General features: G+C 50.0%; 13 protein-coding genes. 11 read left to right on the forward strand and 2 right to left on the reverse strand.

From position 1 onward, the window contains the following. Nucleotides 1-6 precede the first annotated feature (6 nt). From TW77_RS04250 to TW77_RS04260, 3 genes are read left to right on the forward strand one after another with little or no spacing between them, the layout of a single operon-like run. Nucleotides 7-675: a response regulator gene (locus tag TW77_RS04250; protein ID WP_046003733.1), complete on the forward strand. Its 669-nt coding sequence runs from the start codon at nt 7-9 to the stop codon at nt 673-675. 11 nt (nt 676-686) lie between these two features. Beyond that, nucleotides 687-1,556 carry a hypothetical protein gene (locus tag TW77_RS04255; RefSeq protein ID WP_052713036.1) on the forward strand — a complete coding sequence of 290 codons (870 nt, stop codon included), beginning with the start codon at nt 687-689 and terminating at the stop codon, nt 1,554-1,556. A gap of 48 nt (nt 1,557-1,604) precedes the next feature. Next, on the forward strand, nt 1,605-2,033 hold the full coding sequence (locus TW77_RS04260) for a cupin domain-containing protein (RefSeq protein ID WP_052713037.1): 429 nt from the start codon (nt 1,605-1,607) through the stop codon (nt 2,031-2,033). Between the two features lie 44 nt (nt 2,034-2,077). On the opposite strand, the gene TW77_RS04265 is transcribed toward TW77_RS04260, so the two are convergent. After that, entirely contained in the window at nt 2,078-3,139 is a 1,062-nt protein-coding gene (locus TW77_RS04265; RefSeq protein ID WP_046003734.1) for a DUF6765 family protein, read from the reverse strand. Between the two features lie 146 nt (nt 3,140-3,285). Between TW77_RS04265 and tmk the strand changes: the two genes are divergently transcribed. The 8 genes from tmk to TW77_RS04305 all read left to right on the forward strand — a co-directional run bounded on the left by tmk (nt 3,286) and on the right by TW77_RS04305 (nt 12,872). Beyond that, complete coding sequence (gene tmk, locus TW77_RS04270) at nt 3,286-3,936, forward strand: dTMP kinase (protein WP_046003735.1); 651 nt, start codon at nt 3,286-3,288, stop codon at nt 3,934-3,936. Between the two features lie 11 nt (nt 3,937-3,947). Then, entirely contained in the window at nt 3,948-4,853 is a 906-nt protein-coding gene (holB, locus tag TW77_RS04275; RefSeq protein WP_046003736.1) for a DNA polymerase III subunit delta', read from the forward strand. A gap of 8 nt (nt 4,854-4,861) precedes the next feature. Continuing rightward, entirely contained in the window at nt 4,862-5,188 is a 327-nt protein-coding gene (locus TW77_RS04280; protein ID WP_046003737.1) for a PilZ domain-containing protein, read from the forward strand. Nucleotides 5,189-5,196: 8 nt separating this feature from the next. Next, nucleotides 5,197-5,985: a TatD family hydrolase gene (locus tag TW77_RS04285; protein ID WP_046003738.1), complete on the forward strand. Its 789-nt coding sequence runs from the start codon at nt 5,197-5,199 to the stop codon at nt 5,983-5,985. Beyond that, on the forward strand, nt 5,975-7,843 hold the full coding sequence (locus TW77_RS04290; RefSeq protein WP_046003739.1) for a metallophosphatase: 1,869 nt from the start codon (nt 5,975-5,977) through the stop codon (nt 7,841-7,843). The genes TW77_RS04285 and TW77_RS04290 overlap by 11 nt, the downstream gene beginning before the upstream one ends. Before the next feature lie 78 nt (nt 7,844-7,921). Next, a complete protein-coding gene (locus TW77_RS04295) occupies nt 7,922-11,611 on the forward strand; it encodes a two-component regulator propeller domain-containing protein (protein WP_046003740.1) in 3,690 nt (1,229 codons plus the stop codon). A gap of 198 nt (nt 11,612-11,809) precedes the next feature. Further along, a complete protein-coding gene (locus TW77_RS04300) occupies nt 11,810-12,253 on the forward strand; it encodes a GNAT family N-acetyltransferase (RefSeq protein WP_046003741.1) in 444 nt (147 codons plus the stop codon). 64 nt (nt 12,254-12,317) lie between these two features. After that, on the forward strand, nt 12,318-12,872 hold the full coding sequence (locus tag TW77_RS04305; protein WP_046003742.1) for an NADAR family protein: 555 nt from the start codon (nt 12,318-12,320) through the stop codon (nt 12,870-12,872). Between the two features lie 64 nt (nt 12,873-12,936). On the opposite strand, the gene metG is transcribed toward TW77_RS04305, so the two are convergent. Next, nucleotides 12,937-14,973, reverse strand: a complete 2,037-nt coding sequence (gene metG / locus TW77_RS04310; protein WP_046003829.1) for a methionine--tRNA ligase — start codon at nt 14,971-14,973, stop codon at nt 12,937-12,939. Between the last annotated feature and the right edge of the window lie 216 nt (nt 14,974-15,189).

Here is a 15,189-nt window from a genome sequence, read left to right on the forward strand (position 1 = left end):
CCGAAGATGCAAAAAGTACTGATCATAGAAGACGAGCAAAAACTTGCGACCATTTTGGGCAAGTACGTTACCCAGGCAGGCTATGAGCTCCACATGGTGCATGATGGCGCCGATGCCCTGGCCACCGTGGAAAGCTTTAAACCCGATATTATTTTGCTCGACCTGATGTTACCCAATGTCGACGGTATCGTGATCTGTCGGGAAGTGCGCCGTCATTCTATGGTACCGATCATCATGACAACCGCCAAAGTCGAAGAAATAGACAGGCTGCTGGGCCTTGAAGTCGGGGCCGATGATTATGTTTGCAAGCCCTACAGTCCGCGAGAAGTGGTTGCCCGGGTTAAAGCCATTTTACGCCGGGTCGGGTCGAGCGTGCCTCAGTCTGAGCAATTGACGCTGGACGAAAACACCTTGTTCGTGAGTTATCAGAATAACTCTGTTGAACTGACTCAGGTTGAATTTGTGTTGCTGCAAACGCTGGTTGCACATCCGGGGCGTATTTATAATCGCTCGCGACTGATGGATAACATTTACGACGACGACCGCATCGTCAGTGACCGTACCATAGACAGCCATATTAAAAAGATCCGCAAAAAGCTGTCGCAGTTGTCTCCTGACAGCGAGTTTATTCACTCCATTTATGGTGCGGGTTACAAATATGAGCTGATTAACTAGCTCAGTTTCGTATGGATAAATCTCGGACTCTGTCGCCCTGGCAGCAGGCATTTTGTGACAATCAGGGCCTGGATGCGCAGTATATCCAGCCACTGGCACCGGTTACGCGCTGGCTGGCGCAGCAGGTTGAACAACAGGTGCCTTTGTGCTTTGGGATCAGTGGCTCACAGGGCAGTGGCAAATCAACTCTGGCGACGTATTTAAAAACCTGTCTGATACAGCTCGGCCTCAACGCTGAATGTGTATCGCTGGATGACTTTTATCTGAGCCGGGCCGAGCGTGCAAAACGTGCTGCAGATATTCACCCTTTGTTTCAAACTCGCGGCGTCCCCGGCACACATAACACTGAATTGGCAACGGATGTATTCGCGCAATTTCGGGCTCGTCGGCCGCTTACCTTACCCCGCTTCGACAAGTCTATGGATGAACCATTTGAGCCGGCAAAATGGACAAAGACTAATGTGCTGGATGTCCTTATTGTCGAGGGCTGGTGCCTGGGCGTCGGGCCACAAACTGAGCAACAACTCAGTGTTCCGGTTAATCCACTAGAGCAAAGCCAGGATCCAGATGAGCGCTATCGCCATGCGGTTAATCACTTTCTTAAAGCAGATTATCAGCCGCTGTTTGCACAGCTGGACAAGCTCATTTTCCTCAACGCGCAGGCGTTTACTCATGTTGCCCGCTGGCGCTTTGAACAGGAGCAAAAGCTTAGTCTGTCTGGCGCTCAGGCGCGCCGCATGTCACAGTCGGAAGTGGCGCATTTTGTGCAGTTTTTTCAGCGTCTGACACAGTGGGGATTAGCAACTTTGCCAGAGCAATGCGACATCATGCTCAGGCTCTCACCGCAGCGCCAGATCACCGAGACGGTACTTCACAATTAACCCACATTAATGCGTTAGGGTGGGGAAAATAACGACGGAACAACACCTATGAACAATATCGCTTTTTCCTTTTCGACCCTGTTGCTGCTGAGTTTTATGAGTGTCAGTGCTGAGCAAGCGCACAGCGGAAAAATTCAGGTTGAAACCCTGACAAAACAGCAGCACAGCTGGAATGGTGCAGTTTTACCTGCCTATCCTGAAGGCCAGCCAGAGGTGCAGATCATGCGTTTTACCATTCCCGCGGGACAGACGCTGCCAACGCATAAGCACCCGTATATTAATGCCGGACTGTTGTTAAGCGGCGAGTTGCAGGTCGAAACACAAAGCGGGGATATCATCCACATTAAAGCGGGTGATACCCTGGTTGAGGTCGTCGATACCTGGCACTGGGGTAAAAGCGTAGGTAAAGAAGCCGCGCAGATAGTGGTGTTTTATGCCGGCGTTAAAGATCAGCCGGTGACCCTCAAAAAACAATAGCTTTGGCTGCACCGCTTCAGAGCCAGATGGCGGTGCAAGCGGGTTTAACTGACACAGATCCCATATCTGGGCAGAATATCCACAATGATACTTTGACGATGTTTTTTCGCCGCATCATGAAAGTGCTTCCAGTCACTGTGCATAAAATCCGGGTGGTACTCGTAGTAAGCCTCATCGCCCTGTGCCAGTGTGGTGCCAAGGGCCTGATGTTTCCAGGAGCCCGGACCTTTGGCGATATAACTGAGCCGGTGGGCACCCAGACCAAAGCGGTCGGCGGCAATGGCATCCAACCACTGCTGGTGTCGCAGCTCAGGATCATCACTGGTGAACTGAGCAAAACACTGTGCAATATGTTGCTTTACATTCGGCGATAGCCCGGTGATGGGCTTGACCAGGTAAGTCTGAAAAACCTTGCACAGCTCGTCTGCGGCTTGCAAAAAGTCAATCGGGTTATTGCGCTCAATGTGCTCCCCTAAACCATTTTGATAAGACCAGTGCTGGTGGGGCAAGTCCGGATGAGACAACGCCTGACCATGGCCCAGGCTGGGAATGTTGTCTTGCAGGATATTGGCAAAATACCCGCTGACTTTTGCGATCAGCGAGTGATGTGTCTGACCATTGTGATCTTTGATATCGCGCACATGATTGACCGGGTGGTCAACACCGGCAAAGCCCCGGTGACCCCAAGTGTCAATAAACACGTGTGCCGTGATACCCAGCCGGTGCAGTGAATAAGGGCGGTCTTTGTCCGCTAACACCTCTGCGACCATGTCTTTGGCCACATATGAGTGAGGCTGACAAATGAGCTTTTGAATAAAGCTGCCACTGGGGTTTTGTCCCGCCGGTAGTCCGCCATTGCCCGGTAAAAAATGAAATGGCACCCAGACTTTCATATTTTTCAGGCTGTCCAGGTTGCGATATTCAAGCATTTTATGGGCGGTCGCAATACGCTCATAGGCTGCGCCATTGCTAAATTCAATGTGGCCATAGTTGGTGGCATCATCCACATATTGTGCCGCATGGGCAATGGTGCTGGCCTGAGCAGGCAAGAATCCGGCATCCCGGGCTACCACCCAGGTCATAGCGTGATGAAGATCAATTTGCATTGTTTATCCCTGCGAAAATCGATTAATGCACTAAACGGTACACTATTCAATGAATTAATCCTACTGATAGCGACACGAAACCGCTATAATGGCAGCCATTTTCAGGTAATTGTATACGGTATCGCGTGGTACCGCAGAGAGTGTGTATGAGTAAAGGTTTTATGTTGGTTTGTGATGGCAGTAACGGTGCGGGCAAAACAACAGTGATCCAGGGCATTGCCGATTATCTTGAGCAACAAGGGTATGACGTGGTACTAACCCGCGAACCGGGTGGTACGCCAATCGGTGAAAAAGTCCGTAGCGTTATCCTCGATCCCAGTACTCCAGAAATGGGGTCAATGACTGAGTTGATGTTATTTGGCGCGGCCCGTGCGCAACACGTCGAGGAAAAAATCCGTCCGGCCCTTGAAGCTGGCAAAGTGGTGATCTCTGATCGCTTTGACGCCGCAACATTCAGCTTTCAGCATTACGCACGTGGCATCGACCTTGAGACGATCACAACCATTAATGAGTTGGCGTTGGGTGGCTTCAAGCCAGATATGAACCTTATCCTGGATTTAGACCCTCAGCTGGGCCTGCAACGCGTCAGTCAGCGCGGTGAAGGGCTGGATCGCCTCGAAGATGAAAAAATGGAGTTTTTACATCGTGCCCGTGAGGGCTACCTGGCTCAGGCTAAGGCCGACCCCGCGCGTTTTTGTGTGATTGATGCATCCCAGGACAAACAATCGGTGCTGTCGGATTGCCTCAAAGTGGTTGATGCTCTGATTGCAACAAATCGTAACCGTAAAAACGATTAGCGAGTGTCCAGATGTATCCTTGGCTAGAATCGGTTTTTACCCAATTGCAGACCAGTTATCAGCAACAGCGTTTCCATCATGCGCAGATGCTGTATGGCATGGCGGGAGTGGGAAAGCTGGAGTTTGCACACACGCTCGCTGCGGCATTACTATGTAAGCAAGCAGGCACATCACTGGTTGCCTGCGGGCAATGCAAAAGCTGTTTGTTACTGGAAGCTGACAATCATCCGGACAAGCTACTGATCGCCGCTGAGTCGCAAAGCATCAGTGTTGATGCGATACGCAGTCTGAACGACTTTATCTTTCACTCAGCACAGCAGGGTGGCAATAAAGTGGTGGTGATCGATGGCATAGAAAAACTCACCGAGTCTGCAGCCAATGCATTACTAAAAACCCTGGAAGAGCCCGCCAAAGGCCGCTATTTACTGCTACTGTGTAATGATACCGCCCGCGTGACAGCCACAGTATTGAGTCGCTGCAACAAGATGAATGTGGCGGTAGTCGATGGCAGGGGGGTTGAGCAATGGCTGGCAGAGCAGGGGGTCCATACCGGGCAATATCCCTGGGTCAGTCAGTTTATCTCGCAGCCGCTATTATTGCTCAGATGGGCGCAGGCACAGCAGCTGGGTGATATCGATGCTTTGTGGCAGCAGGCGCAGCGTCTTGGAGAAGGTGTAAATAGTGACACACTGAGCAAGGCTTTGCAGGCAGACACCAGCTTGGTCAAAATATTTTGCGGGTTTGCTGTGGCTGCCATCAACGCTAAAATGGCTTCGGGTCAGCTGGATTTCATCAAAGCGCAGGCGGCTATCACCAGCGTAAGGCGGTTTTCAGTAGACCAGCAAACTGTGTTAGGCTTAAACTTGGCCCTGAGTCTGTCACGATTGTGCTATCAGTTGCAGCAAACCTTAAGATAGGAGTCAAGGTGCAAGAAATACTCGTTGATTTTGAAGACAATGACGAACTATATCGCAGTTATATGCCGTATCAGAAAAGTGGCGGTTTGTTTGTGCAAACCAATAGTCGCTATGAGATGGGGCAGGCACTGACGCTGCGCATTACTTTACCCGATGCGCTGGAAGAAGACGTTGTTACCGGTAAAGTCGTCTGGATCACACCACAAGGGGCGCAAAACTCCAATCCGCCTGGCATTGGCGTGGGATTTGAAGCCGAAGACGAATTGCTGAACGATAAAATAGTAAAAATACTGGGCACTAAGCTGAATTCCGGCAAGCCCACCTACACCATGTAAGAGTTGTTATGATTGTAGATTCTCATTGCCACCTGGACAGGCTGGACTTTGATAAAATAGGCAAAGATCTGCCAGAGATCCTGACCGATGCCCGAGCCAAACAGGTGGAGCACTTTTTGTGTGTGAGCGTGACCCTGGCGCAATTTCCAGCCATGCTGGAAAAGATTTTACCTTTTGACGATGTGTCTGCATCTTGTGGCGTACACCCGCTTAACCAGGACGATGCACTGGACCCTGCATTGCTCAGGGAGCTGGCGCAACATCCTAAGGTGGTGGCAATCGGCGAAACGGGCCTGGATTACTACTATTCAAAAGACACCCACCAGGTGCAAAGAGACAGTTTTGCACAGCACATTGATATTGCCAATGAGCTGAGCAAGCCATTGATTATCCACACCCGCGACGCCAGGCAGGACACCCTGGATATTATGCGTGCGCATAACGCGCAGCAGTGTGGCGGTGTTTTGCATTGTTTCACCGAAAACTGGGAAATGGCTAAGCAAGCCATTGATATGGGATTTTATATCTCTATTTCCGGGATTGTGACCTTTAAGAATGCTGTTGAGTTGCAAGATGTCGTAAAACGTTTACCACTCGACAGACTGCTTATTGAAACGGACTCGCCGTATCTGGCACCGGTACCGCATCGTGGTAAAACCAATCAGCCTGCCTACGTACAGGATGTTGCTTATTTTATTGCGGATTTAAAAGGGATTAGTTACAAGGAGTTAGCTTGCGCCACAACGGACAACTTCTACCGTTTGTTTGGCCTTGCTCAGCGTGGTAATGCCAGCTAACCGCGCCCATTTACCTTATGTGCTGCTCGGCCCTATGGTGCGACGGGCAGAACCCACGCAATTTTGCCTGCAGTTTGTGACTACGGCAGCGCCCGACTTTGAGATAGAGGTTGAGGGCACTGAAGTGGAGTCTCAGCTGAGCGAAATACGCCTCGGGACTTACCTGTATCTTTGCTTTGTGTTGGTCACGCCAAAAGCAGGCCGCTTTGCGTGCGATACCAATTTAAGCTATCGCGTAAAGGCGGACGGTCAATGGCTGGACTTAAGTGAGCTCAGCTATACTGAGGCGCCTCAGTTAATGATCCCCAATACCTTGCATAGTGTGTTGCATGGCTCCTGCCGTAATCCCCATCATCACAGTCGGGACAGTCTGGCAAGCGCAGACGATTACCTGAGTGATACTTTGCACGATAGCGCTAAACGGCCCGCGCTGTTAATTATGTCCGGCGACCAGATTTATGCAGATGATGTGGCAGGGCCTATGCTGATGGCGGCGCATTCACTGATCGCGCAGCTTGAGATCTATCCCGAGGACAATGTTGCGCTGAGCTTGCCTGACTCGCTGCAGCAGCAGCTCTATCAGCGCCATCATTGGTTGCCAAAAACGCCCTGGCAGGAGCGCAGTAAATGGACGCTGGGCCACTGGTTGAAAAAAGACGAAGTCCATTTCTCCAGTGTCAAAGCCGGTAATCACCTGGTTACGCTGGAAGAATTTATTGCCTGCTATGTGCTTAATTTCAGTTCTCAGGCCTGGCAGTTAGTTGACTTGCCGCAGTTGCACGGACAGTCGCTGAACCACGCACAGTCACTGGAATTTGCCGCTGATAAGCGGGCACTGGAAGGGTTTATAGATACTTTGCCCGCCGCACAGCGTTTGTTTGCCAATGTGTCTACCCTGATGATGTTTGACGACCATGATGTAACCGACGACTGGAACCTGACCGCGCGCTGGGAGCAAAATATTGCCAATTCGCCGGCGAGCCGTCGGATCATCGCCAACGGACTGATCAGCTACTGGCTGTTTCAGGGGATGGGAAATGATGCGCTGGCTGCAACCGGTAAGTTGCTCGACGGATTTACACAAAGCCTTACTGCGCACAATAAATGGGCGCTGACCAGCTTTGACAAAGCCCTACACCGTTTTACCCAGTGGCACTATTGCCTGGAAACACAACCCAAAGTGGTGGTAGTGGATACACGCACACACCGCTGGCGCAATGAGCAGGACTTCAACGAACCAAGCGGACTGATGGATTGGGAAACCCTGATGGAACTGCAGGAGCAAATGCTCGATCAGGACAGCGTGCTGCTGGTCAGTCCGGCGCCGGTGTTTGGGGTTAAGGCCATTGAAACCATACAGGCGGTATTCAACGCTTGTGGGCATCCTTTGGTGGTTGATGTTGAGAACTGGATGGCCCATGAGGGAGCCGCGAAAAAGCTGATCGACATTTTTAAGCGCGAAGATACGCCCTCAGAAACCATTATTCTTTCGGGTGACGTCCATTATTCGTTTTGTTTTTCAGTGGCCGCTCGATTTGGCCGCCATGATAATCGCATCTGGCAGCTTACTTCATCAGGGATTAAAAATGAGTTTCCCAAGCGATTGCTGCATGTGCTCGAAAAGCTGGACACCTGGCTGTTTGCGCCCTGGAGCCCGTTTAACCTGTTCACAAAACGCTGGCAACTGTCGGTGCGCAAACATCACAGTGACAGTCCTAAAAAACGCTACCTGGTGAGCGCGTCAGCAATCAGTCTGGTCGAATTAGAACAGGGGCGCTTAAGCCGCTACCGGCTGTTAAGGGGCGATGGTGAAATGACAGAATTTGCGCTGACAGAGCACGATGACACGTGTTGTTAGCAAGGTAAGCAACATCTCAGCCGGATTGTAAAGTTTTGCTATAGTTACAACAAAGAGCCTGCATAAAAGGTGAACGGGTTGTATCAGCAACACAAAAAACAAACCAAGCTTTGCATCCTGCTCACAGTGGTGCTGTGGCTATGCTCTGCAAACCTCTTGGCAGTGCCAGTGTTTTCGGATACCGCGCAGGTAATGCGTCATTACGACTATGAGTCTGGCCTCAGTCAGGTCAGTATTACGGCAATTGAGGAAGATCAGCTCGGCTATATCTGGATAGGGACTCAGGCGGGCCTCAATCGTTTTGACGGCCACTCCTTTAAGCAGTTTATCAGTCGTCAGCAAGATCCCTTTTCACTGGCAGGCGCTTTTATTACGGCCTTGTGCCACAGTGGCGAGTCGTTGTGGATTGGCACCAGCACCGGCCTCAGTGTTTATCATACCGTAACGGGGCGTTTCCAAAGCTTTTTGAGTGATTTTAGCCCGCTTATCCCATCCGACAGAGTGCAATCCATTGGCTGTCAGGGGGCTGCTATCTCTGTGACCACCGAAGATGGTTTTTACTACGTCATAGACAAAGCCACGTTAGAGCCGCGAGAGCTTGCGCTGGAAGGCGACTTCATCCGCTATGTGACTGTGTATAAAAATCTGGTGTATTACTTATCCGATCAGGGATTGGTTGTTAATAATCGCCAAACCGGGCTCACGACATTGCTGTTAGCGGGTGACTTTAAATCTTTAACGGTCAGTGGTGAGCGTGCCTTTTTGATTGGCAAAGATAATCAGCTCACCGCCTATGATACGCTGTTTGAGCGAGCGTTGTGGCAAAGTAACATTGCGCGGGATACAAACCTGGTACTGCATTCGGTGTTTGCATCGGCCGGGGAGCTATTTGTTGCAACCAGTCATGGCGTGTATTTGCTCAATATGAAGGGCGACATTAAAAAGCGCTGGTACAAACGGGGCAACAATAAATCGGGTTTACAGGATAGTAGTATTCTTTCGGTGTTTCGCGATAGTAACAGTGACCTGTGGATTGGAACGGAAACCCGGGGGTTACACTTTATCAGCCAGCTGAGTGAAACCTTTGGCCACGTGGGCGAATATAACTACCCACACGCCCCTTTGACTAACTCAGATGTACGTAGCTTTGCGTTGGATGCCTCTGACAGGCTATGGGTGGCAACCTCCAACGGCGGTTATATTTTTGAGCAGCAAAGGTTTGTCAAAGCGGAGCAGCTCTATCCGCAGCTTGCGCGTTTTGCTAACAGTTTTATCACTAAGGTGCAGATTGTCGGCGATCATGCCTGGCTGACGTCACGCGGCGCCGGGGTGGCCAGGCTTAACCTGATAAGCGGCGAGGTCACCTACTTTACCCCCGACTTCGGTAACGGGCCGGAACTGAGCTTTAACGACATCACGGTGTTCAAACAGCTGGTACTGCTTAGCTCCCGCACCTTAGGTTTACTCTATTATGACGAAGCCCAGAACCAATTGATGCCTTTTTTTGCGCCATCTGTGTCGGTGCCTAACCATGTGTCGTCGGTGCTGGTGGATGGCGACGGCTTCTATTTTGGCAGTGTTGGTGATGGCTTATATCATTACGATGGCCAGAATATCAAATCACTCACCACCAATAATGGCCTGGCGTCAGATATTGTCTTTATGTTGTCCCGCGATTCGCTTGGTGCTGTGTGGGTTGCCAGTGAGTCTGGTGTCAGCATTATCAATCAGCAGTTTGAGGTCGAAAAGGTATTAAAAGTGGCGGATGGCCTGGCCAATGAAGCCATCTGGGCCATGGTATTTGACCAGCAGGAGCATGTCTGGCTTGGTACCAGTGGTGGCCTGAGCCGGGTGAATATTCACGACCACAACATCGACAACTTCCTGGTGGTTGATGGTGTACAGGATAACGAGTTTAACTATAACGCCGCCTGGCTGGCACCGGATGGTCGGGTGTTTATTGGTGGCGCCAAAGGGTTTAATCAGTTTTATCCGGAGCAGATCCGGATTGCCTTTGGGATCCGGCCATTACTTATTTCTAATATCGAATTGCTGGGTGAAGTCTTACATCCCGAGGCCAGCAGCGAACTGACGCTGGCACCTGAGTTGACCGAAAAACTGGAGCTCACGCACAATCAGGATATTGTTTCTTTGCATTATTCCAGCCTGGATTATGGCTCAGAGCGGTTGAACTTTTTTTATCGGATTGTCGGGCTGAGTGACAAATGGCTCAAGCTGGCCGATGGCGTCAGGCAGATCAACCTGCTCAAGCTGGAACCCGGTAATTATCAGGTTCAGACCTATACCGTAAACCGCTTTAACCAGAAGTCACCAGTACATCGCTTTACTATTCATATTAAGGCGCCCTGGTGGTGGGACTGGTATTCAAAAACTTTTTATATTGTGGCACTAACTCTGAGCTTTGCTTTGTGGCTCAGGCAGCGTCAGGCCCGCTACCGTCAGGTCGTGAATGACAACCGGGTGATGAACGAGCTGCAACAGCGCCTGGAGCTGAGCTTATGGGCCAGCGGTGACGAATTATGGGACTGGCACCTCGAAGACAAAAAAGTCTATCGTTACTGCGTAAAGCCGCGCATTGACTATGGCAGAAACCAAACCACCATGACGGTTGAGGACATTGATCAGTTTGTGCATCCAAAAGATTGTATTGCGTGGGAGGAAAAGATCGAATCATGCCTCGAAGGTGAGCAGGATACCTATGAAATCGCCATGCGGGTTAAAACACTAAAAGATCATTGGAGCTGGGTGCTGGAGCGCGGCAAGGTCGTAAGTCGTGACCATCATGGTCGGCCACAACGTATTGTGGGGGCACTAAAAGACATAGCAGAATTAAAAGCACATCAAAATGCGCTACAAACGCTGAACGAGCAGCTCGAAATCAAAGTGGCGATGCGCACGGATGAACTGTATAAGAAAAATCAGAAACTCGAGCAGGCGATGATGGAGCTTAAGCGCACCCAGCAAGAGCTGATAGAAAGCGAGAAAATGGCGTCTTTGGGTAACGTGGTAGCCGGAATTGCGCATGAGATAAATACGCCGTTGGGGGTGGCCATAACGGCGCTGACACACAATCAGGAGTGTCTGCATAATATCGACGAAAAGTTGCAGAAGAAGCAGTTACGCCAAACAGATTTAGAGCGCTCAAACGCCGAGCAGCAAGAGGGGTACCGACTGATCCTGCGTAATCTGGACCGGGCCCAGATGCTGATCAGCAACTTTAAGCAGGTTGCCGTAGATCAATCCAGTGAGGTAGAGCGGGATATCAATGTGAAAGACTATATTGCCGATGTGTTCAGTTCTTTGTTACCGCTCAGCAAAGGCAAAGAGATCAGCTTGTCCATCACAGGAGACGACGACATGCTGGTAAACACCTACCCGGGCGCTATCTACCAGATCATGACTAACCTGTTTAATAATTCAATGATCCATGGCTTTGAAAAGCATCCAAAAGGCAAGGTCGACGTATCAACCCATATGGCTGAAACGCACTGGTTGCTGACCTATCGCGATGACGGGATAGGGATGTCAAAAACGGGGTTGAAAACCCTGTTTGACCCGTTTGTCACCACCAAAAGAAGCCAGGGGGGGTGCGGTTTGGGCATGCACATAGTGTATAACCTGGTCACGCAGCTGCTCAAAGGCGAGATCTCGGCGAGTTCAACCCCGGGAGAAGGCATTGAAGTCACCATTAAGGTGCCATATACCCCACCTAAAGGCGACGAGCTTGAGGAACAAAGCCGCGCTTAAGGTCCATGCACAATGAGAAGTACCGTTCGTTTGTAAAAGCAACATAGACCATATTGCTGTACTATATGGCTCATCCATTTGTAGGCACATGGTTACACTAAGTAGAGCAAAGGCTTAAATGAGTGCATATTATGTCTGTGCTCTGAAGGCTTTGAGTTTAAAAATTGGATATCAAGAGAACAATAAAGGACAGCCCAAGTGAAAGTTTCAGAATTAGCGTGCAACCATCCGGACTTAGGAGCCATCGCCAACTGGTATTACCAGCAATGGGACAGTAAAGACCCCCATGCCACAATACAGAGTGTGATTGATAAAATATCTTCCTCTGATTCCCGCACAGGGTTTGCCGCCTATATTGACGATGAGCTGGTTGGTGCAGGTGAAATTAAGCACCAAATATTTCCCAAACACCCAGACTATCAATACTGGCTGGATGGCGTGTATGTGCCGACAGAACAGCGTGGCAAAGGCATCTCAACGGCTTTGGTTGAGTTTGCGATTGCTAAGGCGAAAAACTTAAACTGGCCCGCATTGTATCTTTGCTGTGAAGCGCATTTGGTAAAGTTATATGAGCCACATGGATTTAGTGTCGTTGATATGGACGAGCACAAGTTCATTATGGTCCATGCATTAACCCACTGAGCAATTGGAAACAGAGGGGCGCTGATAAGCCCCTGAGTATTAAAATCACACATAGGGAGTCTTTGTGGCAGTAACGAGTAACGCGCAGTTAATCGAGCAGATTGCGAAAGCAAAAAAGCCAAAATTTGTCTTTTTCTGGGGCCACCAAAAAGCCAAGTCAGGTGTCTCTAAATCTTGTTTCAGTCAATGGTATCCGGCGCGCTTTGAGCAGGATGGACTGGTCTTCAAAACCGCCGAGCACTATATGATGTATCACAAGGCGATGCTATTTGATAGCCATGACGTGGCGCAGCGTATTTTACAATGTGGCCACCCCGATGAGGCCAAAAAGTTGGGCAGAGCTGTCACCGGTTTTGATGAAGCCACCTGGAATGCTAAGCGATTCGATATTGTTGTCAGTGCAAACATGCTGAAGTTTGCCCAAAATCCTGAACTGAAGGAATTCTTGTTTTCAACTGGCGAGAGGGTTCTGGTCGAGGCCAGTCCGGTGGATAAAATTTGGGGGATTGGTCTGGCTGAGGATCACGAGTTTGCAAGCGTGCCTCAAAAGTGGAAAGGGCTCAATCTGTTGGGCTATGCCCTGATGACAGTACGCGACCAGTTGTCACAGGACGCCTAAACAGTTTTATCAAAACAAAAAACGGGCCTTGTGGCCCGTTTATCCATTTTAACCGGATGGTGGTTTACATTACACGCATGCCAGGCTGTGAGCCTTCATCCGGATTAAGAATGTAGATCTCTTTACCACCTGGGCCTGCGGCCAGTACCATGCCTTGTGACATACCAAAGCGCATTTTACGTGGCTTCAGGTTGGCAACCATTACAGTGAGCTTGCCGATTAAATCTTCCGGTGCATAGGCCGATTTAATGCCAGCAAATACCTGACGGGTTTCACCGCCCAAGTCCAGTGTCAGCTTCAGTAATTTGTCTGCGCCTTCGACGTGCTCAGCATTGGCAATTTTTGCCACGCGTAAGTCAACTTTAGCAAAATCATCGAACTCGATTTCGTCGGCGATGGGCTCTTTAGCCAGCGGGCTGTCAGCGGCTGGCTGAGTACTTTGACCGCCCACTTTCTTCTCCAGGCTTTCTTTCGAAGCGTCAATCATGGCATTGACTTTATCCAGCTCAACACGTTGCATCAGTGCCTTAAACTTGTTGATTTCATGGTCAACAAGTGGGGTTTCCAGGCTATCCCAGCTGAGCTCGGTATTTAAAAAGGCTTCAACATTGGCTGCCATGCCCGGCAGTATCGGCTTAAGATAAGTCAGCAATGCGCGGAACAGGTTCAGACCCATTGAACACACCTGGTGGGCGCGCTCTAAGGTGTCTTCATTTTTAGCCAAGACCCACGGCGCTTCGGCGTCGATAAACTGGTTGGCTTTGTCGGCAAGCGTCATGATCTCGCGTACAGCGCGGCTGTATTCGCGGTTTTCATAATGACCTGCAATGCTGTCTTTGGCTGCCACAAAGCTACCCAGAAGCGCTTCATCCATTACGGTACTGCTTAGTTTGCCACCGAACTTTTTGGTGATGAAGCCGGCACAGCGGCTGGCGATGTTGACGACTTTACCGACCAGGTCTGAGTTAACGCGCTGGGCGAAATCTTCCAGGTTCAGATCCAGGTCAGTAACACCGCTGTTCAATTTAGCGGCGTAGTAATAACGCAAATACTCAGGGTCCAGGTGCTCCAAGTAGGTGCGTGCCTTGACGAAAGTGCCCTTTGACTTCGACATTTTCGCGCCGTTTACGGTGACAAAGCCGTGAGCGAAGACGTTGTTTGGCTTACGGAAGTTTGCACCGTCCAGCATAGCCGGCCAGAACAGGCTGTGGAAGTAGATGATGTCTTTACCAATAAAATGATAAAGCTCAGCGTCAGAGCCTTCAGTCCAGAACTCATCAAAGTTCAGGCCCTTCTTGTCACAGAGGTTTTTAAAGCTGGCCATGTAGCCAATCGGCGCATCCAGCCAAACATAGAAGTATTTACCAGGCGCCCCTGGAATTTCAAAGCCAAAGTATGGCGCATCGCGGCTGATGTCCCATTGCTGCAAGCCATCTGCAAACCATTCATCCAGCTTATTGGCCATTTCAGCCTGCAGACTGCCAGAGTGCAGCCAGGTTTTCAGCATGTCTTCAAATGCGGGCAGGTCGAAGAAAAAGTGCTCGGAATCTTTCAGCACAGGTGTCGCGCCCGACATCACAGACTTAGGGTCAATCAACTCAGTTGGGCTATATGTCGCGCCGCAGGCATCACAGCTATCGCCATTTTGGTCTTCTGCTTTACAGGTTGGGCAAGTACCGGTAACAAAGCGATCCGGCAGGAAAATGCTCTTTTCAGGATCAAACAGCTGAGAGATAGTGCGCTTTTTGATGTGACCTTTGTCGTTCAGACGCGTATAGATCAACTCACTGAGCTCGCGGTTTTCATCGCTGTGGGTGCTATGGTAGTTGTCAAATTCAATATTGAAGTCGGCAAAGTCTCGCTGTCTTTCAATACTGACTTGCTGAACCATTTCTTCCGGTGTAATGCCCTGCTTTTGTGCATTGAGCATAATCGGGGTGCCGTGTGCATCGTCGGCGCACACATAATAGGTTTCGTGGCCTTGTTGCTTCTGGAAGCGTGCCCAGATATCAGTTTGAATATATTCCAACAGGTGACCCAGGTGAGTCGGTCCATTGGCATAGGGCAGTGCACTCGTTATGAGAATTTTTCTCTTTGTCATAGTTATTCCATGAAAATAGAGCGGCTCAGTTTGGCTTTGCAGATAGGCTGACTGACACCTGACTCGGTGCTGATTTTTAACCTCATCTATACAGAGCACAAAAACTTCGGCCCGGTCTGTGCGTCGATTATTGCTAAAAGACTGACCAGAACGGCCGGGAAAATCCCGGCAGACGCGAATTTGACTGGTTTTAATGAGGTGAATGTTACATAATTC

The sequence above is a fragment of the Pseudoalteromonas rubra genome (assembly GCF_000967655.1).
Taxonomy (GTDB): Bacteria; Pseudomonadota; Gammaproteobacteria; order Enterobacterales; family Alteromonadaceae; genus Pseudoalteromonas; species Pseudoalteromonas rubra_A.

Excerpts from the sequence above, each read along its gene's own strand:
- TW77_RS04250 (WP_046003733.1), top strand. The coding sequence starts at position 7 with ATGCAAAAAGTACTGATCATAGAAGACGAGCAAAAACTTGCGACCATT.
- TW77_RS04255 (WP_052713036.1), top strand. The coding sequence starts at position 687 with ATGGATAAATCTCGGACTCTGTCGCCCTGGCAGCAGGCATTTTGTGAC.
- TW77_RS04260 (WP_052713037.1), top strand. The coding sequence starts at position 1,605 with ATGAACAATATCGCTTTTTCCTTTTCGACCCTGTTGCTGCTGAGTTTT.
- TW77_RS04265 (WP_046003734.1), bottom strand. The coding sequence starts at position 3,139 with ATGCAAATTGATCTTCATCACGCTATGACCTGGGTGGTAGCCCGGGAT.
- tmk (WP_046003735.1), top strand. The coding sequence starts at position 3,286 with ATGAGTAAAGGTTTTATGTTGGTTTGTGATGGCAGTAACGGTGCGGGC.
- holB (WP_046003736.1), top strand. The coding sequence starts at position 3,948 with ATGTATCCTTGGCTAGAATCGGTTTTTACCCAATTGCAGACCAGTTAT.
- TW77_RS04285 (WP_046003738.1), top strand. The coding sequence starts at position 5,197 with ATGATTGTAGATTCTCATTGCCACCTGGACAGGCTGGACTTTGATAAA.
- TW77_RS04290 (WP_046003739.1), top strand. The coding sequence starts at position 5,975 with ATGCCAGCTAACCGCGCCCATTTACCTTATGTGCTGCTCGGCCCTATG.
- metG (WP_046003829.1), bottom strand. The coding sequence starts at position 14,973 with ATGACAAAGAGAAAAATTCTCATAACGAGTGCACTGCCCTATGCCAAT.